This is a genomic window from Nitratireductor sp. XY-223 (genome assembly GCF_004959855.1).
GTDB lineage: Bacteria > Pseudomonadota > Alphaproteobacteria > Rhizobiales > Rhizobiaceae > Hoeflea_A.
In genome coordinates this window covers 17182-36929 of record NZ_SPNT01000010.1, presented here as the reverse complement: position 1 = coordinate 36929, position 19748 = coordinate 17182, and the positions used below count along the sequence as shown (strand labels likewise).

16 protein-coding genes are annotated in these 19748 nt (G+C 59.0%); 5 read left to right on the top strand and 11 right to left on the bottom strand.

Features of this window, described 5'->3' with window-relative positions:
* The 6 genes from E4M07_RS24265 to E4M07_RS24240 form a co-directional block, all read right to left on the bottom strand.
* Positions 1-1005, bottom strand: coding sequence for an imelysin family protein (locus E4M07_RS24265; RefSeq protein ID WP_169054374.1), 1005 nt, complete (start codon positions 1003-1005; stop codon positions 1-3).
* 126 nt (positions 1006-1131) lie between these two features.
* On the bottom strand, positions 1132-2061 hold the full coding sequence (locus E4M07_RS24260; RefSeq protein WP_206057383.1) for a phosphodiesterase: 930 nt from the start codon (positions 2059-2061) through the stop codon (positions 1132-1134).
* An 18-nt stretch (positions 2062-2079) separates the two neighbouring features.
* Entirely contained in the window at positions 2080-3045 is a 966-nt protein-coding gene (locus E4M07_RS24255; RefSeq protein WP_136661009.1) for an NAD(P)-dependent oxidoreductase, read from the bottom strand.
* 30 nt (positions 3046-3075) lie between these two features.
* A complete protein-coding gene (locus E4M07_RS24250; RefSeq protein WP_136661008.1) occupies positions 3076-4284 on the bottom strand; it encodes a mandelate racemase/muconate lactonizing enzyme family protein in 1209 nt (402 codons plus the stop codon).
* A 22-nt stretch (positions 4285-4306) separates the two neighbouring features.
* Entirely contained in the window at positions 4307-5410 is a 1104-nt protein-coding gene (locus tag E4M07_RS24245) for a mandelate racemase/muconate lactonizing enzyme family protein (RefSeq protein ID WP_136661007.1), read from the bottom strand.
* Positions 5411-5416: 6 nt separating this feature from the next.
* A complete protein-coding gene (locus tag E4M07_RS24240) occupies positions 5417-7045 on the bottom strand; it encodes a GMC family oxidoreductase N-terminal domain-containing protein (protein WP_136661006.1) in 1629 nt (542 codons plus the stop codon).
* 110 nt (positions 7046-7155) lie between these two features.
* Between E4M07_RS24240 and E4M07_RS24235 the strand changes: the two genes are divergently transcribed.
* From E4M07_RS24235 to E4M07_RS24225, 3 genes are all read left to right on the top strand, one after another.
* A complete protein-coding gene (locus E4M07_RS24235; protein ID WP_136661005.1) occupies positions 7156-8061 on the top strand; it encodes a LysR substrate-binding domain-containing protein in 906 nt (301 codons plus the stop codon).
* Between the two features lie 118 nt (positions 8062-8179).
* On the top strand, positions 8180-9970 hold the full coding sequence (locus E4M07_RS24230) for an acyl-CoA dehydrogenase (protein WP_136661004.1): 1791 nt from the start codon (positions 8180-8182) through the stop codon (positions 9968-9970).
* 88 nt (positions 9971-10058) lie between these two features.
* Entirely contained in the window at positions 10059-11339 is a 1281-nt protein-coding gene (locus tag E4M07_RS24225) for an O-antigen ligase family protein (protein WP_136661003.1), read from the top strand.
* Between the two features lie 238 nt (positions 11340-11577).
* On the opposite strand, the gene E4M07_RS24220 is transcribed toward E4M07_RS24225, so the two are convergent.
* Both E4M07_RS24220 and E4M07_RS24215 read right to left on the bottom strand, forming a co-directional pair.
* Positions 11578-12687 (bottom strand): glycosyltransferase, encoded by a 1110-nt coding sequence (locus E4M07_RS24220; RefSeq protein ID WP_136661002.1) that lies wholly within the window; start codon positions 12685-12687, stop codon positions 11578-11580.
* 93 nt (positions 12688-12780) lie between these two features.
* Complete coding sequence (locus E4M07_RS24215; RefSeq protein WP_136661001.1) at positions 12781-13911, bottom strand: glycosyltransferase family 1 protein; 1131 nt, start codon at positions 13909-13911, stop codon at positions 12781-12783.
* Between the two features lie 550 nt (positions 13912-14461).
* On the opposite strand from E4M07_RS24215, the gene E4M07_RS24210 reads away from it, so the two are divergent.
* Positions 14462-15148, top strand: coding sequence for a hypothetical protein (locus E4M07_RS24210; protein WP_136661000.1), 687 nt, complete (start codon positions 14462-14464; stop codon positions 15146-15148).
* Positions 15149-15240: 92 nt separating this feature from the next.
* Here the strand turns inward: E4M07_RS24210 and E4M07_RS24205 are convergent, their stop codons facing one another.
* The 3 genes from E4M07_RS24205 to E4M07_RS24195 all read right to left on the bottom strand — a co-directional run bounded on the left by E4M07_RS24205 (position 15241) and on the right by E4M07_RS24195 (position 18633).
* On the bottom strand, positions 15241-16131 hold the full coding sequence (locus E4M07_RS24205) for a sulfotransferase domain-containing protein (RefSeq protein ID WP_136660999.1): 891 nt from the start codon (positions 16129-16131) through the stop codon (positions 15241-15243).
* Between the two features lie 30 nt (positions 16132-16161).
* Entirely contained in the window at positions 16162-17667 is a 1506-nt protein-coding gene (locus tag E4M07_RS24200) for a glycosyltransferase family 1 protein (RefSeq protein ID WP_136660998.1), read from the bottom strand.
* Positions 17668-18093: 426 nt separating this feature from the next.
* A complete protein-coding gene (locus E4M07_RS24195; protein ID WP_136660997.1) occupies positions 18094-18633 on the bottom strand; it encodes a sugar transferase in 540 nt (179 codons plus the stop codon).
* 164 nt (positions 18634-18797) lie between these two features.
* On the opposite strand from E4M07_RS24195, the gene E4M07_RS24190 reads away from it, so the two are divergent.
* Positions 18798-19745 (top strand): glycosyltransferase family 2 protein, encoded by a 948-nt coding sequence (locus E4M07_RS24190; RefSeq protein WP_136660996.1) that lies wholly within the window; start codon positions 18798-18800, stop codon positions 19743-19745.
* The last annotated feature ends 3 nt before the right edge of the window (positions 19746-19748 follow it).

The window sequence follows — 19748 nt, the reverse complement described above, 5'->3', positions numbered from 1 at the left end:
TCAGTCTCCGTCGAGGCTTGAGAAATTGGCGGTCAGGTCGAGTGCAGCGGTCATGTCGATGCCGAAATTCTCGCCGAGCCCGCGAACGACCGTGCGCACGAAGACGAGCTTGGAGCGTTGCTGTGGGCTCTCGATCAGGTCCGCCGCGGAGCCGCTGAGCGATTCAAGGCCTGCAATGCCATGGCGAAAGCCGAAGACGACCGCCTCGTCGATCCAGGCCGATCCATCGGGAAGCAGCGCAGCCAGTTCAGACGTCCTATAGAGTTCCCGGAAATCCTTCAGTCCCGCCTGCAGGAAGCGGAGCGTATTGCCGGACCGGTGAAAGAGCGCTCGGCGGGGGCGGTCCTTTTCGGGCGTCACACCAAGGAAAGACCCGAGCTCGATGGTGTCATAATATTCCAGTCCGTTGGCGAACAGGCTGACCAATGCGCTCAGCGATTCCTTCTCATCGCGGAACGCGGAATTCTCCGGCCCAGGGTTCTGCCACCCATGTGCGAAGCCCGCAGGCGCCTGCCATTCTTCGAGGACCGCCTTGGCGATCCCGCTGACATTGGTGCCGATGGACCGCGCCAGGCGGCAACGGTAGCCGTTCGGGATCTGCTCCAGTGTCTCCGCGCCTTCACCGAACAGCACGAATTCCAGCGCCGTGAGCCCCTGGACCGCGACGCTCTTGCCGGCAAGGCCGCCGGGATCCGTTGCGGTCGGATCCTGCTTGGCGATGATCACCTGGATCTGCCGCAGCCCAATGCCGCGCCGGTCCGGCCAGAATAGGAGCCTTTCGAGCCGGTTATCCTCGAGGATTGGTCCGATACGCACGATACTGACTGCGGCCATCGCCACCACGGTGTTGCTGAATGCCGACCTGACTTCGTCGAGCCCTTCCGGCGACGGGGATGCACAGAGCGCGCCGATCCGCTCGCTCAGGTCGCCGCTCCGCTTGCTGAAATTTTCATACGCCGGAAGAACGAACCGGGCGATGGCATTGCTTACCGGCGTGACAGGCATCGTTTCGCCTGCCCGGGCGGGCTCAGCGGTTGCCCAAAGGCCAATCGTGACGGCGAAGATGGCCGGTAAAACCCGGCAGAAAATCACTGGCATTTTCATCAGGCCGAACGCGTCCCCGATTGAAGATCAGGTCATGCGGTCCCAGTCGCCGTGCCGCATGTTCAGACTGTATTCCTTACCGTCCTGGCCGTCCGGTGTCACCAACTCGAAGTGCGGCGAACGGTCCATGAATTCATGGAGATGGGCGACAATCTGGTCCCTGTCGGCCAGTACGACGCCGTAGACGGGCGGCTCGAAGTTGCCGGGCACGCTCGTCTGTGGAGCCCGAAGGTCCAGTGCCAGCTGATGATTGAGCCCGCGAATGCAGGTAAAACCGATGCCGCGCCAATTGCCGGAAACCGGCCGGTGAACATGACCGAAGAAGATGTGCCTTATCTTGCCGATATGCGGCTTCAGCACATCAAAGAAAGCTTCCGAATCGAGGAGATCGATGACGTCCATGCCCTTGAGGCCGAGCTTCAGCGGCGGGTGATGCATGAAGATCATCGCCGGTTCGTCGCTCTCCTCGAGCCGCGCGCGCAGCCAATCGCGACGCTTTTCACAATATTCGCCGGCGTCCGTCACCGTGTCCTTCTTGGTGTCCAGAAACAGGCAGCGGCCGGCTTCGGTATCGAGCGTCGACTGGATGAAGCCATCTGCGTCAGAGTCAACACCGGGGACGACCCGCGCAAGCGCGTCGCGGTGGTCATGGTTGCCCATCAGCACCTTGACGGGCATGTCGACACGGGCAATCGCATCGGCCAGCACACCATAGCTGGCGTCGTCGCCCCAATGGGCCTGATCGCCGGTAAAGACGATAAAATCCGCGTCGCCGTGCTCCTCAAGAATGCTGTCGACGGCGGCATGCAGCCGGCGCTCCGGTGAGACGCCATAGAGGCGGCGCCCGCCGCTGATCAGGTGAATATCCGTCAGGTGGATGAATTTCAGCACGTTCGGCACCCTCAACAAGAAACCCCGCGCCATAGTGAACCAGCCGACAATCAAGGTCCACGGCATTTGTGTGAAATTCCGCAGCTAAAGCCGCTCGACTCCCTTCGGCACCACCTCGTAGCCCGGTTCTTCCGGTTCGTCGTCGGTCATCTCGGGCGGGAATCCGGGGGCCAGGATCTCGATGCCGGTCGCTTCCTCCAGCCTTCTGATGATATTCGGCGAGTATTCCCTTGAACCGAAACGCTTTTCGCCATCCCTGAAAATGTCGATCATGATCGGGTTCATCTCGAGCGGAACGCCCGCCCGGTCGGCGACCTGCTGGAACAGGCCGATGTCCTTGGAGACGAGATCCATGGTGAAATTGATGTCGCGCGAGCCGTTGAGGATCACCTGGCTCTCTGTCTCGTGGACGAAGGAGTTGCCGGAGGAAATGCGGATCGCCTCGTAGGCGGTGTTGAGATCCATGCCGGCCGCCTTGGACGTTACCAGTGCCTCGCAGAGCGTGATGAGGTTGGCGGTGGCAAGGTAGTTGGTCACCACCTTCAGGATCGAGGCCGAGCCCAGCGGCCCGGTGTGGAGGATGCGCCGCCCCATCGCCTTCAAGACCGGGAGCATGCGATCGAAGGTCCCGCGGTCGCAGCCCGCGAATATGGCGATATTGCCGGTGGCGGCGCGGTGGCAGCCGCCGGACACCGGACAGTCGACCGGCGTGCCCCCGGCCGCGGATACGAGTGCGCCGAGCCGTCTGACCTCGGCCTCGTCGGTGGTCGACATCTCCGCCCAGATCTTGCCGGGCGAAAGGCCCGCGAGGATCCCGTCCTCGGCCTCCATGACCGCTGCCGAGGCCGCCGGGCTCGGCAGGCAGGTGATCACCACGTCGCAGCGCTCCGCCATTTCCCGCGGGCTTTCGGCCCAGTGCGCGCCCCTTTCGAGGAACGGTTCCGCGATCGAACCGTCCAGATCACGCACCGTCAGGTCGAAGCCGTTGCGCAGAAGGCTGCCGGACAGCTTGCCGCCGACATTGCCGAGCCCGATAAAGCCAACCTTCATTCCGTCCTCCATTTCAGAAAATCCGCGAGCCTAGCGAAGCGGCCGTGTGTCCATCGTCAGATGCAGTTCGTCGCCCTCGTAGGGATGCGCCCGGGCTACCTCCTCGTCGAGCTCGACGCCGAGACCGGGTGTGTCCGGCGGGATCACGTGGCCGTCTTCCCAGCGGATCGGGGTCTTCAGCAGTTCGGCGTGGAAGCCCTCCCATTTCAGGATGCTTTCCAGGATCAGGAAATTGGGAATGCAGGCGGCAAACTGGATGTTGGCGGCGCCGACGACCGGCCCGCAATAGAGATGCGGCGCGATCTGGGCGTAGCGGGTCTCGGCCATCGCGGCGATCTTCTTGGCCTCCAGCAGGCCGCCGACGCGCCCGAGATCCATCTGCAGGATCGACGCGGCGCCGGTGTCGAGGACGCGGGCGAACTCATATTTCGTGCACAGCCGCTCACCGGTGGCGATCGGGATCGATGTCGCGCGCGCCACTTCGGCCATCTGTTCCGGCATTTCCGGCGGTGTCGGCTCCTCGAACCACAGTGGTTCGTACGGCTCAAGTCGTCGGGCCATGCGCTTGGCGCCGGAGACCGTGAACTGGCCATGGGTGCCGAACAAAAGATCGGCGCGTGTTCCGACGGCCTCGCGGATGCGCTTGCAGAACAGTTCCGAGCGTTCGAGATCCTCGAGGCTCGGCTGGTGCCCGTCATAGACGGTGTAGGGTCCGGCCGGGTCGAACTTGACGGCGGTAAATCCCTGATCGACCAGATCGAGGGCGATCTGCGCGGCGATGTCCGGGTCATTGTAGACGTTCGCCGTGTCCGGATCCGGGTACACGTGCTCGTCGCCGGGGGGATAGAGATAGGTGTAGCTGCGCAGCGCTTCGTGCACCCGGCCGCCGAGCAGCTCGTAAACAGGCTTGTCCGCCGCCTTGCCGACAATGTCCCAGCAGGCCATTTCAAGAGCGCTCAGCACGCCCATGACGGTCACGTCCGGGCGCAACGTGTAGCCTGCGCCGTAGGCGTTGCGCCAATGCCGCTCCACATGGTGCGGGTCGTTGCCCTCGAAGACCCGTGCGAACATGTCCTTCGCCATATCGGCGACGAGGTGGGGGCTGAAGGTGGCGTTGTAGATCTCGCCGACGCCGACGACGCCGCAGGCCGTGCGGAGCTGAACGAAGATGAAGTAGCGCCCGCCACGGGAGGGCGGCGGGTTGCCGACGACGAAGGTTTCGATGGATTGCAGCCTCATGATGCGATGCGGCCTTTCTGTCCTAGCCGAGTTCGCTGATCTGGTACTGTGCCCGATCCAGCCACTGCGGATTGATTTCAACGCCCCAGCCGGGCGCGTCCGATACCGTAACACCGCCGTCGGTGACAACGAACGGGTCGTTAACGAAGAGGTTCTGCTGCCAGGGGTAGTAGTCGGCGCCCTCGATTGAGAATTCCAGATAAGACCCGGCATTGGGAATGGCCCGCAGGAAATGCATCGTAAAGAGCGTGACCATGGAAAGGTTGGCCGAGTGGGGCGTACAGGGCAAGCCCGCATCGGCCGCCATCTTGGCAACGCGCATCGCCCGCGCGATGCCGCCGATGTAGCAGATATCCGGCTGGACGATATCGACCGCGCGCATGGCGATCATCTGCCGCCAGATGGTCAGATCGCAATCCTGTTCGCCGCCGGTCACGTCGAGCGACAGGGCATCGCTGACCTTTTTTGTCGCCTCCAGGTCCCAATAGGGGCAGGGCTCTTCAAAGTGGACCACGCCGTTGTCCTCGAGCATGGCGCCGACCTCGATGGCCCTTTGCGCGCTGTAGCCGCTGTTGGCGTCGACAAGCAGAGCCGCGTCGTCACCCAGCGCTGAACGTACGGCCGGAACGATTTCCCCCGTGCGTCCGGGCCACTCGTCGCGGTCGCGTCCGCATTCGCTGGCCACCCGGAACTTGAAGGCGTCGAAGCCGAACCGGTCGCGCAGGTCCGCGAGCCTCCGTGCCTCGGCGTGCGGTTCGATGTCGCGGCGCATGCTGGAGGCATAGCAGCGCAGCCGGCCGGGGCTGCCGCCGATCAGCGCGCATACCGGCTTTTGCTGCTGCTTGCCGCGGATATCCCAGATTGCCGTATCCAGGCCGGCGATCGCACGGCGCAGATAGGAGCCGGGAAATTTGTGCTCCTTTTCGACAATGCGGTCGACGAGCGCATCGATATTGAGAATATCTTCCCCCAGCGCCCATGGTGCGACCTGCCGGTGGAAGACCTGGGCCGTGATATCCGTGTTGTAGGTCGAGACCTGGCCCCAGCCGACACTGCCATCCTCGGCTGTGAGCCTGACAAAGCCGACGAATTCGTTGCTGAAGGTTTCCAGACGTTTGATCTTCATCGCGTTCTAACCCGCCGCCCGGGTGTCTTCGAGAATAATGTCCGCGCCCTTTTGCGCCAGCATGATGGTCGGCGCGTTGGTGTTGCCGGACGTGACGTTTGGAAAGGCCGAAGCGTCGACCACCCGCAGACGGTCGATGCCGTGGACGCGTAACCGCGCGTCGAGAACCGAGTTCCGGGCACTGGTGCCCATGCGGCAGGTGCAGCACGGATGGTAGACGGTCGCGGCGCGCGCCTTGAAATCCTCCAGCGCCCCATCATCGCTGAGAACGGCCAGATCGGGCTGCTTCGGCGCACGGATCAGGCGCTTCATGGTCGGTGTTTCGACCAGCTGCCTCAAGAGACGCGCGCCGCGAACCACCGCGTCACGGTCCTCGTTGGTGGTCAGCGAGTTGGGTTTTATCGCCGGTGGATCGGCCGGGTCGCTCGAAGCAATGTCAATGCGGCCGCGGCTCGTCGGCCGGCACTGCTGGAACGCCAGGAGAAAGCCGGGCTCGGGATCGATCTGCGGTTTCGTCCCGTCGCCGGTCGAGTACGTCGCCGGATTGCAGTAGATCTGAATGTCGGCGCGGGGTGTGTCCGGCGACGACCGGATGAAGCCGCCGCACTGGTTGATGCCGAGGCTGAGCATGCCTCGGCGCGTCAGCGCGTATTGCAGGGCCGCGTATACGCGGCTCGGCCAGGGCTGGAGCTGATTGTTGAGTGTCGGCACCGTGGACCGGTAGTAATAGTTGATGGCCAGGTGGTCCTGAAGACCGCCCCCGACCTCCGGCAGGTCGGTCTGCACGTCGATGCCGTGGGCAGCCAGCTGTTCCGCAGGCCCGACACCGGATTGCTGCAGCAGCTTGGGAGAGTTGACGGCCCCGCCGCTGACAATCACCTCGCGTCGCGCGCGCGCCTCCATTGTCCGATCGCCCTGACGATAGCTTATGCCGACGGCGCGGTTGCCGTCGAAGACGATCCGCTCGACCAGCGCATTCGACGTCATGTTGAGGTTGCCGCGCCGCAGGGCCGGCAGAAGAAACGCGTCGGCCGAAGAACAGCGCCAGCCCCTGCGGGTGGTGTTGTGGAAAATGCCGAGGCCCTCGCGCTCGACGCCATTGATATCGGCCGTTGTCGGCCAACCGGCCTCGCGCGCGGCATCGAGAAATCGGCCGGTAACCGGATGCGCCTGGTCGGCCTCGTCCGTCACCCAGAGCGGGCCAGTGCCGCTGGTGCGCAGCCTGCCGTTCTCGCGCCACGCCTTCTTCTCGGTGCGCTCGAAGACCGGCCGCACGTTCTTCCAGTCCCAGCCGGTCGCACCGCTTTCGGCCCAGTCGTCGAAGTCGTGCGGCAGGCCGCGAATGTAAACCATGGCATTGATTGAGCTCGAACCGCCGACCACCTTGCCGCGCGGCCAGTAGGCCTGACGGCCGCCAAGCTCCGGATCCGGCTCGGCGCCGTAACACCAGTTGACGGAGGGATCCATGAAGGTGAAGCCGTAGCCGATCGGGACCCGGATGCGCAACTTGCGGTCGGTGCCGCCGGCCTCGACAAGAAGGACGGTGTTGCGGCCGTCACGGGTCAGGCGTTCGGCCAGAACGCATCCGGCCGATCCCGCACCAACAACGATAAAATCGAATTCCAATGTGGACATGGCGATACCGTCTTGATTTCGCGCCAGTCTTGTTGGTGATATGACTATAATCAAACGAAGCTTTATCGGTCAAAGACCCAAGAATATTTGTTGATGCGGGAGCAATCCGAATGAGTTACCAACTTCCGCCCGTGGCGTGGCTGCGGGCCTTTGAGGCGGCGGCCCGGCATTCCAGTTTCGTTGCCGCCGCCAACGAGCTCAACATGACATCGGCCGCCATCAGCCACCAGATCAGGTCGCTGGAAAAGCGGCTGGGCTTCGGCCTGTTCGAGCGGCTGCCGCGCGGCGTGCGACTCACCGATATGGGGGCCGCCTATGTACCGGCAGTGCGCAAGGCGTTCGAGGATCTTTCGCTCGCAACGATGGGCATCTTCGGGTCGCTCGGCGACAAGACTCTGCGCATTCGCGTGCCGATCTCCTACGCCTCGCTCGTTCTTGTTCCCAGGCTGCCGGAATTCCGGAATGCCTATCCGGGCATCGAGCTGCAGTTGTGCACGACCGTTTGGGGCGACGGGCTCAACACGGAGTCGGTGGATATCGATATCCGTTACGGCGACGGCAAATGGGCGGATCAGCATGGCCAGGGCGGCTTTGCCGAGAAGATAAGCGACGAGTCGTCGATCGTTGTGTGCAGCCATCGTTACGCCGGCGAGCTAGGCGCCGATGCCGGCCTCGCGGAGCTTGGCTCGGGCAGCCTCATCGAAATCATGGGATGCGAAGGCATGTGGAACGACCTCATGCGGCAGCACGGGCTGGAGGAACGCAAACCGATGGCCGGCGTCAAATCGGATACGTCCCTGGTGGCGCTCGAATATGCTGCAAGCGGCCTGGGTGCGCTGCTGGTGCTCGACGCATTCGCCCAGCCCTATCTCGATTCCGGCCGACTGGTACGACCGGTGGATGCGCGTCTGCCCAACGAGCAGGCGCATTACGTGCTGCGCCGTCCGGGCAGCCAGCACGCGCCGGAAGTGCTGCTCTTTACCGAGTGGCTTCTGGACAGTTTTCGCCAGGCATAGTCCGGCACCCGTTTACTCGCGCTTATTCCTTTGCCAGCCGACCGGCGGCGGGATAGGTTAGGTCAAGGATGAACAAAATCGGGCGGCGGCAGGTCAGCCCTATTCAAGGGAGAACATCATGCCCAATATCTTGCGGCGGGAGGATATTGCGTTCCTGTTGTACGATTTCCTCGATCTGGAGGGGCTGAGCGCGCTGCCGCATTTCGCCGATGCGGATCGCAGCGTCTATGACGCCATCCTCGACAGTGTCGAAAAGATTGCCGAGGAGCGATACCAGCCACACGCCCAGAAGCTCGACGCCAACGAGCCGGCTTTTGACGGCGAAAAGGTGGAGATCATTCCGGAGGTCAAGCAGGCGCTCGACGCCTTCACAGAGGCGGGGCTGATGGGCGCCAGCTTCGATGCCGAGCATGGCGGCCTGCAGCTCCCCTATCTTTTGCAAACTGCCATTTCGGCCTGGTTCTCCGCCGCCAATTGGGGCACCAGCGGCTATACCGGCCTGACGGTCGCGGCCGGCAATCTGCTCGCCGAGCATGCCAGCGAGGAGCAGAAGGAGCGCTATCTGCGGCCGATGATCGAAGGCCGCTATTTCGGGACGATGGCGCTGTCCGAACCGCATGCCGGATCGTCTGTCGGCGATATCCGTACCCGGGCCGAGCCGCAGGACGACGGCAGCTACCGCCTGTTCGGCAACAAGATGTGGATCTCCGGCGCGGACCATGAAATGTCGGAGAACATCATCAACCTGGTGCTGGCGAAAATTCCGGGCGGACCGCCCGGCGTCAAGGGGATCTCGCTGTTCATCGTGCCGCGTTATATCGTCAACGACGACGACACACGCGGGCCGCGCAACGACGTGCGCCTGGCCGGTCTCAACCACAAGATGGGTTGCCGCGGAACTGTCAATTGCGTGCTCAATTTCGGCGATCGAGACGGCGCGGTCGGATACCTCGTCGGCGAACCGAATTGCGGCCTGCAGTACATGTTCTCGATGATGAACGAGATGCGCATCGGGGTTGGTCTCAGCGCCGCGGCGCTTGCCGAGACCGGTTATCTGCACGCGCTGGCCTATGCGAAGGACCGCACGCAGGGCCGCAAACTCTCCGACCGCGACCCGCAAACGCCGATGGTGCCGATCATCGAGCATGCCGATGTCAAGCGCATGCTGTTGCAGCAGAAGGCCTATGCGGAAGGCGCGCTGGCGCTGTGTTTTTACGCAGCGCGTCTTGCCGACGAAAAGCGTGCCGGCGATCCGGCGGCACAGGAAAAGGCGACCGCCTTGCTCGATATCCTGACGCCGATCGTCAAATCCTGGCCCTCGGAGTTCGGCCTGCGCGCCAACGAGATCGCCATCCAGGTGTTCGGCGGGGCGGGCTATACACGCGACTATCCGGTCGAACGGTTCTACCGCGACAACCGCCTCAATCATATCCACGAGGGAACCCGCGGCATCCAGGGGCTGGACCTGCTGGGACGCAAGGTGCCGATGAACGGCGGCGCGCCGCTGCGCACGCTGATCGGCGAGATGCAGGACACGGTGCGCGAGGCCGGCGCCGTGCCGGAGTTCGCGGACATGGCGGCGGACCTCGAAAGGGCGATCAGCCTGGCCGCTGAAACAACGCTCTCGATGACCGGCAAGGCCGAACAGCTCGGACAGGAGGCGTATCTCGCCAACGCCACGATCTATCTGGACATGCTCGGCCATGTCGTCGTCGCCTGGATCTGGCTGCGCCAGGCGCTGGTGGCGCAGACAAACCGGACCCGCGGCGGGGAAAACGCGCCGGACGCGGGCAAAATTACGGCGTGCCGCTATTTCTTCCGCTACGAATTGCCGGCTATCGAGTCGCAATGCGCGCTTCTTGCGCGGTTGGATACGACCTGCCTGGAGGCACCCGCGGAGGCACTCTGACCTTTACTTTCTCCAGCCGTGCTTGCAATGGACCGGCGGTTCTCCTAACGCTCTTGAGCGGGGGAATCATCGCCCCGGGAGTGAACAATTGGCAGAACCGTCCGGCACGCTCAGCCGCTTATTCTGGGTTCATTTCCACCGCAGCGATGCGAGCGCGTCGCTGCGCTGGGCGCTGGGCATATTTCTGGGATTCCTGCTGTTTCCGGGCATCGGCAGCGGCGGCTCCGTTGTTGCCATCGGGTTCTGGCCGTTCGCCGTGCTTTACTGGATCTTCGATCCGCGATGCCGCCGGTTCGACGCCATCGAAAAGCCCGTTATTGCGGCGTTTTCCGCCTATTTTCTCATCATGGCGGCATTTGCCGTCGGCCACGCCATTCGGAACGGATCCATGTCGGGATTCGGCGCGGTTTACGGTAATGTGCTGTTTTTGCTGTTCGCACCCGTGCTGCCCGTGTTGAGACGAGCCGTACGGCCCTACTGGATCGACATGTTCTTTGCCGGGACGGCCGGCGGCGCAATCCTTGCGGCACTGATCGTGATTGTTGCCGGCCAGTTCTCGCATGAATATCTGCGCTCGGCCTTCAGCGGCAATCCGCTGATCCTGGCGCTCGGCGCGATGGTATCGGGCCTGTTGTGCATTCATGGGCTGCTCTTTTTCAGGGGGGCGATGCGCTGGCTGCTGGCCGCCGGGGCGCTGGCCGCGCTGTTTGCGCTTTTGAGCTCGGGAAGCCGTGGCCCGCTGCTTTCCTACTGCATAGTGCTGGTGGCCTACGCATTGGTCATGGGGCACCGCCATTTCGGCCTCGCCTATATGGCGAAACGCGGGCTTCTCGCCGCCCTGGCGATCGGCGTGCTCAGCTTCGGCGTCATCAAGGCCGATCCGGAACTGACGCATCGCATCGAGCTGGCCGCGGAGCGGCTGGGGAATCCCGCAGACGGGCAGATCAGGGAGGAGAGCATTTCCATGCGCCTGCTCCTCTACCGGGCCGGGCTGGCGGCGTTCCAGGAGCGGCCTTTGACCGGTCACGGACGCCATGAAGTGATGCGCGCCGCGATCGCAAAAGATCCTAAAAACGGCGAGGATTTTGATTATTCGCACTTGCACAACGGCTATCTCACCGATCTTGTCGCAACGGGTGTTCTCGGCCCTCTGTCGCTGCTCGCCGTGCTTTTTGTGCCGCTTTTCGTTTTGCGCAACGCGCAACCGGTCGTCTTCGGCGGGATTTTCTGCGTCACGACATCTTATGCGCTCTACGGCATGACCAACCTGCTGTTCTACCACGACGTTTCGACGCTTTATTTCATCTCGCTTGTCGCGGTGCTCTGCTCCCTGGCACGGATACCGGACGGCGGGGCGCAGGCAGCGTAGGGTGCGCATGAATTTTCGCTCGCGCGCCGCATGAGCGGCGATGACCGGTCGGCCTTGCGAGGCTCTTCGAGCTTCAGATTCACTTACCCATGACAGGCATTGAGTTTGGAGCTCAACGCACGCGACTTCGTGCCGCCGATCGTTCGGCCCCGCTTCCGGAGGTTGGCGGTGAAGCCGTGCTCAACCGAGAGGACAGAGAATTAAAGGCCATAGCCTTCGTGCATCCTATCGACGGCGTTTAGTGGAGAATCTTCTTGTAGAGCTCGAAATAGCGCTGGCTCATCGTCTGCGCGCGAAATAGCGTTTCGTACCGTTGTTTGGCAGCTTTGCCGAATGCCCTGCACAACTCGGGATTCTCCGCAAGCGTGAGCATTGCGTTGGCTAAGGCAGCAGGATCGTTTGGCGGCACGATAAACCCTGTTTCGCCGTTGATATTTACATAACTTGTCCCTGTTCCTATTTCACAGCTAATCAACGGTTTGCCCATCATCGCAGCCTCCACCAAGGCAAGACCGAATGCTTCCGAACGAATATTAGACGGAAATACAAACCCGACCGACAACTTAAGCAGTGCGATCTTGTCCAACTCGCCTACCGCGCCAATCAAGTGCACATTCTCCAGCCCCATCTTTTTTTTCGCAGCAAGCAGCCCATCCTTGCATTTGCCCGATCCGGCAATAACGACATGCAAATCGAGAGCGCGCGCCGCCTGCAGCAGATTGTTCAGTCCCTTGTAATGTCTGAGAACCCCGGTGAACAAAAAGAACGGCACATCAATAACCCGGCGCCATTTTTCAAGAGTTTCCCTGGAAGGGGATGGATAGGCCGCGGCGTCAATCCCAAGCGGAATGACCGTTGTCTTGCTTCGATACCGCTGCAATGTCGGGCTCGTTTCGAGATAGTTCTGAGATGTTGGTACGATGGCGTCAACACGGGATAGCAGTACATGTTGCATCGGTGCATACACCGCTTGCAGCAGGCGGCTGCCGAGTGCATCCGAATGATAAGTCAATACCGCCGGTTTGCCGGACGCAAAGGCCAAATAAACCGGATCCATAAAGGGCCAAGGAAAGTGAAGGTGAATGATGTCGGACTGTTTGGCCAATCGCCGAAACTTGCCGATGCTGTCAACCGAGATATCTGTGGACGCGATTGAAAATAGCCGCTTTGCCTGATGAATCGTCTGGCTGCCATGCCGCCGTACATGCTGCGACGGCGACGCGCTCAGCGAAAGAACATGGTGCTCGGCCCCGAGTGGATGCGTGTTCTCGGCGAGGGCATTAATCGTCCGCTCGGTTCCGCCAAATGTGTCCGGCCAATAGGTCTTGTAGAAGTGCAGGATGCGCATGGTGGTCTTGGGACATATGATGGCATTCCCCAATAGAAGGCTTACCTGAACCGGCTACTGGCCTTCCTGGATTGTCGCTACGGATAAAGTGAATTACCGCGTGCAGCGTTTCCGATGCCGATCGATCACCTCCTGAAAAAGTGCCAGCATTTCCTCGGCGGTTCTTGACCACGAGAAGCGGGCGGCGTTGCTCACTGCGAGGCTGCGCAATTTTTTGTACTGAGCATCATCATGCCACAGACGTTGCCATCCTCGGGCTATGTCATGGGGATCCAGCGGATCGACAAACAAACCGGCTTTACCGGCCGCTTCCGGCATGGATGAGACATTGCTGGTCAGCGCCGGCACGCCATATGATCCGGCCTCTATTATGGGAAGGCCGAAACCCTCACAAAGAGACGGCATTGCGAGAAAACGTGCTCCCTGGTAAAGCTCAGCGAGGCCGGCATCGCTGACATATCCAAGGGCACTCACACAATCCGAGAGTCCGAATCTGTCGATCAGCGCGCCGATTTCTTCGTGTCTCCAGCCATGTGCGCCAACAATGATCAGTTTCCCGGTCTCAATTCCTTTGGCTTTTGTGATGGCAATGGCGTGCAACAGGTTGCCGATGTTCTTGCGCGGCTCAATCGTGCCGACGAACAGAGCATAGTCCGCCCTTCGCCGCTGCGCGGGCTTAGCCACCTTGCCGCTGCTCAATTCTGCTAATCGCGAAGCGCCTGGATAGATCACCCGAATCTTGTCGGCAAAGTGCGGAAAGCGCTCGATGACATCGTCCCGAGTTGCATTGGAAATTGCGATAATCGCATCGGCCCGCCTCATCGCATGTGGCGACAGAATACGTTCTGCCAACAATCTCGTGCGTCGCATTGTTTGGGGATATTTTGCCCAGACGAGATCATGGATCGTGACAACACAGGGTACAGACCTGCCCAGTCCCATTGGAAGACGATGGGCGGGCCCCCAAAAAATATCGATCTGTGATCTGTCCAGCTGTCTAGCGCGTTTTGTGGAGAGCCAGGTCAAGTGGCCGATAGCACTCATATGCGCGACGAAAACATTTGGGCCAGCGCCGGGCCCGCCAGGCAACTGGCTGCGGACCTTTGGCTGGCGGGGAGTGATTGTCGCATCGCTCCGGCATATCCTCTTTGTGATTTCCGAAGTCGCACGAGCTATGCCGCTCTTGTGCACCAACGGATCCTTGATGTCTGAAACTACGCGCATGACAATTGACTTTGCGATGCTTGAGCCACTGCCGAGAGCACACAATTCGTGAAATCGCCAACCGGTTCGGACGGCACGTTTGTTGATCCGCGAATTGAATTCCCCACCCACTATCTGTCAGTTTGACTTTTAGCTGTAGTCAGACCGAATAGCAAAATTCAGGTTCTGAATAGAATTGTTCCCGCAGAGTATTCAAGAAGTCGGTTCGGGTAGCGATCTCTTTTGAATCCAATCCGCATGGATTGTATAAGTTTGCAATTTTCTGCCTGGTTAAGCCATGGCGAGCAAACCCGGGGCCAGATAGGGAGCGACTGCTCAAAACAAATGGCAGATTTTGCACTCGAGTTGGCCGCGCAATACTCCGATTGGGCAATGAAATGCTCCAAAGATACACAGTTCCTTCAGATGGGGTTGGCATCAGGTCTTCACATGATGTAACTGTTGCCGGGAAAAGGCATGACTTACTGCAATGATCCACGCAAGGCCCTTGTACGTCTTTTGCGACGTGATGGTGCCCGCTGAGGGCATCAAATTTTAAGGGGCTGGTATTTTGGCGCGCCCAAAGCTCATTTTTCATCACGTTCCGAAGACAGCAGGCACTTCAGTGCAGGCGTGGTTGCGGGAGGCGTTCGGGGACCATAGTGTTTTATGGGGCAACGCATTGGAATTGCGGCAACTGATTGAGCGCAACGGCCCCTCGTACCTAGATCGATTCGAGGTGATCGGAGGACATTTTCCATACAGATCTCCGGTGATCGGGTCATTAAGCGGGCCACTTGTTCGTTGTGCTGTCGTCCGACGGCCGCTGGATCAAGTGATCTCGCGTTTTGAATGGGCCTCCCGTCGCCCCGAACACCCGCTACACTGTGACAAATCGTTGGAAAGCGCTTTGAGTTCGGACACCAAGTTCAGGAATGCTTCAACAAACGGACAGTGCCGATACGTGGGCGGATCGAAAATCGCCAATCAGGTGGCATCAAGAGTGAACAGCGAGGACTTTATTGTTGGGTGTTTCGATTTCTTGTCTGATTTTGTTGACGCGGTTACGGAAACGTTTGAGTTGCCAAATACTCCCCTCACTCGAAAAAACGGTCAGGCAGACGGCTATTTCGATCACCATTACTCTTCTGATGTGGAGCGACTGATTGACAACATCACTGTCGAAGACGACGCGCTATACCACAGCGTTCGCCGGATACGCGTAAAGAAAATCGGCGATAACCTGCCTGTTTGCTGACATGTTCTTGCGCCCATACGATGCGTGGCAGAACCATCTGCCCCAAGGTGCAACCACTCACGGCCACGCGGTGCCATTCGCGTGGGTTGGCTTCATATGTTTTCCGCCGAGCGAACGACTTCGTATCCCATTTCCGTTATCTGACGGGCATATTCCGGTGAGGCAAATAAATCCAAAACGGCATTCGTCCAGATACCCGTGTCGGTCTTGCTGGTAATTCCGGTTGCGATCGAGGTGTCATCGATAGCATGTGAATCATTCACTATTATCTTTTCGTCAATGTATTTCGCTATTCTTTGCAGTACAGCGTCTTTATCTTCTTTTAGTTGTTCGTATTTTATTGTAAGAGAATTATTATTTTTTGACCAATATTTGTAGTGGTGAAAGTAAAAATCCAGACGACTCTTTTTTCCATCGGACCCTTTATAAGGTGAGGCTTCGGTCAGGTAATCGTAAAATCCAATACCTGACTTCACCGCAAATTTCGGCTCCATGCCTGCCAGGTCGAAATAATATAAGGACCGCAGTGTATGGTAGGGATTTCTGAGTATGTACAACTCCTTAATCGGCAATTCATGCTTCTCATATCCATCAAGGATATTTCTAATATGCTTGGCGCGTGAATTGGGTGCGTGATTTTTGACGACAATCTTTTTGTTGAGCAGCTTATGGCGCGGTACTTCCTGAATTTCGAGGAACGTTCCGTGCAGATTGAAGTTCCGGAATAGTGTGTCGATGAGAAAATGGGTCCCCGATCTTCTATGGGAATTGACTATGAGAACCTTCGGTGTCCCCGTGGTGTCGGAGGCAATGAACTTCGGGAGTATGTGTTTTTGGAATTCGGGGCTGCCCAGCAACGTTGAGCGCAGTTCGTGAATGGTTTTGTTGTGACGAATCTTATCATCGATTACCCGGTCGCTTTCGGGATTTCTTCCCAGAATGAAGCGATAGCCCCAAATCACCTCTTCTCTCGACAAGACCATTTCAACTCATCTCCAACCCCTGCCGCAAACTCAACCTGCTCCGTTGCGTGTGGATCCTGAAAGGCTCAGCAGAAACTCGTCCCACAACGGTTTGACCTGCTTAATCTGAAATTTGGCTCCAACGGCCGCGCCCCTTTCAACAAGCCGGCTGCGGTTGTTATTTGCGTCCTCCGAGATAATGCGCATGATCGCATCAACTGCTTGTTGCGTCGAATAGGGATCGAAATACTCGCACGCATCCTCATAGATTTCCCGGTGCACGGGAATGTCAGATGCCGCGACTTTACCCCCGCACAGCATGGCTTCGACTCCACTCAGATCAAATCCTTCCGCAATCGATGGACATATCACTGCCTCGGCGCCGTTATACAGTTTGTGCAGATCAGGCGAGGAAACCCCGGTTAGATGGAATAATTGCCCTTTTCGTTGATGCGGCTTCATGGTCTCGAGCGTATTTTCGACATTCCAACCCGGCTTTCCGATGATGACCAGCTTGAGGTCGGGCATGTAGCTCGCACGTATCTGGTTCCACGCAGATATCAGCCGGCGATGGTTCTTCCGCGGCTCGATTGTTGAAACCATTACAAGAAATCTGAGGCCGCTTGCGTCCAGATTGCGCGCATAAAACGCGTCTTCGACTGTTGCATCGCTGAATATCGGTTCGGTGCTCGGCTCGATATTGGATTGTATTATATCAGATAACTGCTTGCGGCTCGGGTACTGAAAATCATGATTATCCGGAACAGCACACGGAATTACAGATGCCTGCTTTTCAAATTGGGGAAATATCTGCAGCAAATCATTTCTGCTATTTTCGGAGTTACAGACAACAAGCGCTCCATTTCGCAAATTGGACAAGAGTGAAAAGTAGTGGGCGATTTGGTGGATGTGCGGATTTTGGATTGTCTGAGGATATAAAACCGGTATCGCGTCATGATACCGAACCACCAATCGGGTTTGACGGCCAATCACACCCGGCCAGGGTGTCTGGGCGATGAAAACATCATATGGTCTTGTGTCAATGACAGGGTAGCGTCCTTTGAAAGGTGCAATCATGCCTGCGCTGTGCATGGCCGACCAGGGTGGGCGAATAGCAGCGTACTTGGCTGAACTGATAAGATCGTATCGTGTCGGAGGAAGAGATGCCGTGAAGTAGTTTTGCCACACGAATTCGCCTACAACATCGGTGTTGAGATCGTGAACCTTAATTGTGTTTAGCCATTTCCCGAAAGTCAGCAATTTTGAGGTCTGCCACAAATTGCTTAAACGTTCGCTTGCTCTTTCGAGAAAATAACTCCTGCTTCTATTGCTAAGTGATAATATAATCCTGGAATTATAGTATATTTTGTCATTGTTACCGCCGATAGTTTTCGATTTTTCGAGCCATCTCCTGTTATAATTGAGAAGTCCGGTCAATTCGAAATTGTTGTTCTCAAGCATGCTTAAGAACATAAGCCTTGTTTCCTGCGGTATACCCGCAAAGCCGTCGGCGGCCGGACGAAGCTCGGACAGAATTTTTATTTTGGCCGCGCTCATCTCAAAACCGTCACTCTAGTCAGATCTGAATATTTTAAGTACGGGATTGCCTTTCCGCCTAGGCAATCCGGTTCCACTCGCCGCCCACTCATCAAGCCGCGACGATCGGTCTTCGAGCCTGTTGCGATCGACGGAGCCGACATTGTTTCTATGGCTCTTTCGCGGGTAAAGCAAACAATCGCCCCGTTCAGAACGTGGGATAGATAGCCGGCTTTTTTGATCCCATAAGTCAGCCATGATGCAACGGTGTCAGTGGATGCCGCTGCGGAGGTGACCTCGCGGCTGCCTCAATATGGACGTCGGTCGCTGCGACGGCGCAGCAGCCGCTTTCAAAATTGTCTGTGGTCGATGCATAGGCGTGTGCAGCGCATGCCGGCCGAATAGAAAGCAGTTGAACGTAGAAATTCGGCCGCAGGTTGAAGCCGATTACGGGGCCAGCACTGCGGCGACGGTCTTGAAACAGATCCGCAGATCCAGCGCCAGCGACTGGCGCTCCATATATTCGCGGTCGCATTGCGCCAGGTCTGCGGGGCGGGACATGTCGATGCCGCGGATCTGCGACAGACCGGTGACGCCCGGCCGGATCGCGAAGACGCCGTTCTGGCGGCGCTCGGCGATCACCGCGTCCTGGCTCGGCAGGCAGGGGCGGGGTCCGACCAGCGACATCTGGCCGGCAAGAATATTGAGCGCCTGCGGCAACTCGTCGAGCCGCGTGCCGCGCAGCAGAGCCCCGAGGCGCGTGTGCGACTCCGCACCCACCTCATGGCTGCCCCTATGCGGCGTGCCGGCGCGCATTGTGCGCAATTTCCAGATCGTGAACGGCCTTTCCCCGCATCCCAGGCGCGTCTGGGCAAAGAAAGGATTGCCGGGACTTTCAAGGCGGATAAGGAAGGCGAGGAGCAGGATCAACGGCCACAGGAGGGCGAGAATGAGGAAGGCGACGAGGATGTCAACGAGGCGTTTCATTTGCAGCGACTGCCGGTGGGGACGAACATCCATTTGACACAATTGTATTCCCATTGCTATCCGCTGAATGGGGGCATCACACATTCATGTTTGGCCGTGCAGCGAATTGGTACGTTGCCGTGGCCTCCTGATGCACCCTGAGGCTGTGGAAGCAGGATGAAGACGTGAACGCCAAACCTGCTGCTGAAACAGATACCGTTGCTGTATTGATGGGGGTCTACAATGGCGCGCGCTTTCTGCGCGAGCAGATCCGCACAATCGGCAACCAGACTGTCGACCATATAGATCTTTGGGTGAGTGACGATGGCTCGTCGGATGAGTCGCCGGCCATCCTGGACAGCGTCGCATCGCAGTGGACCAAGGGCGGAGTTCATATCGTCGACGGGCCGCAAAAGGGATTTTCAGAGAATTTCAGAAGCCTGATGCGCAACGACGGGATTGATGCCGATTATGTCGCTTTCAGTGACCAGGACGATATCTGGGATGCAGACAAGCTCGAAGTGGCAATCCAGGCGCTGTCATCGTGCGGTCCCGATCGACCCGCACTTTACGGCAGCCGAACGCGCATTGTCGACGACAACGGCCGCCAGACAGGTCTTTCGCCGCATTTCCGGCGCAGCCCGGGTTTTCGCAATGCCATTGTGCAGAACATTGCGGGCGGCAATACCATGGTGGCCAACAGAGCGGCCTGGAACGTGCTTAGCGAAAGTGCGCGCAGAACATCCTTCGTAAGCCACGACTGGTGGTGCTACATTATGGTCACAGGTTGCGGCGGCACGTTCATCTATGACCCGGAACCGCGCCTCGGTTACCGTCAGCATGGCGGCAATCTGGTGGGCGACAACATCAGTTGGCGATCACGTATTGCGCGTGCGAGCCGGTTGTTCAGGGGTCAGCTTGCTGCATGGAGCGATCGCAATCTTGACGGCCTGCGGACATGTTACGACCTGTTGAATGAGGAATCTCGCGCGGTGGTGGACGAGTTTCACTCGATCAGGACCGAGGAATCGACGGCGGGCCGATTGCGGCGTCTGCGCAAATCCGGCATATACCGGCAGACCGCGAACGGCAACTTTGGATTGTATGTCGCCGCGTTAATTGACAGGCTTTGAACA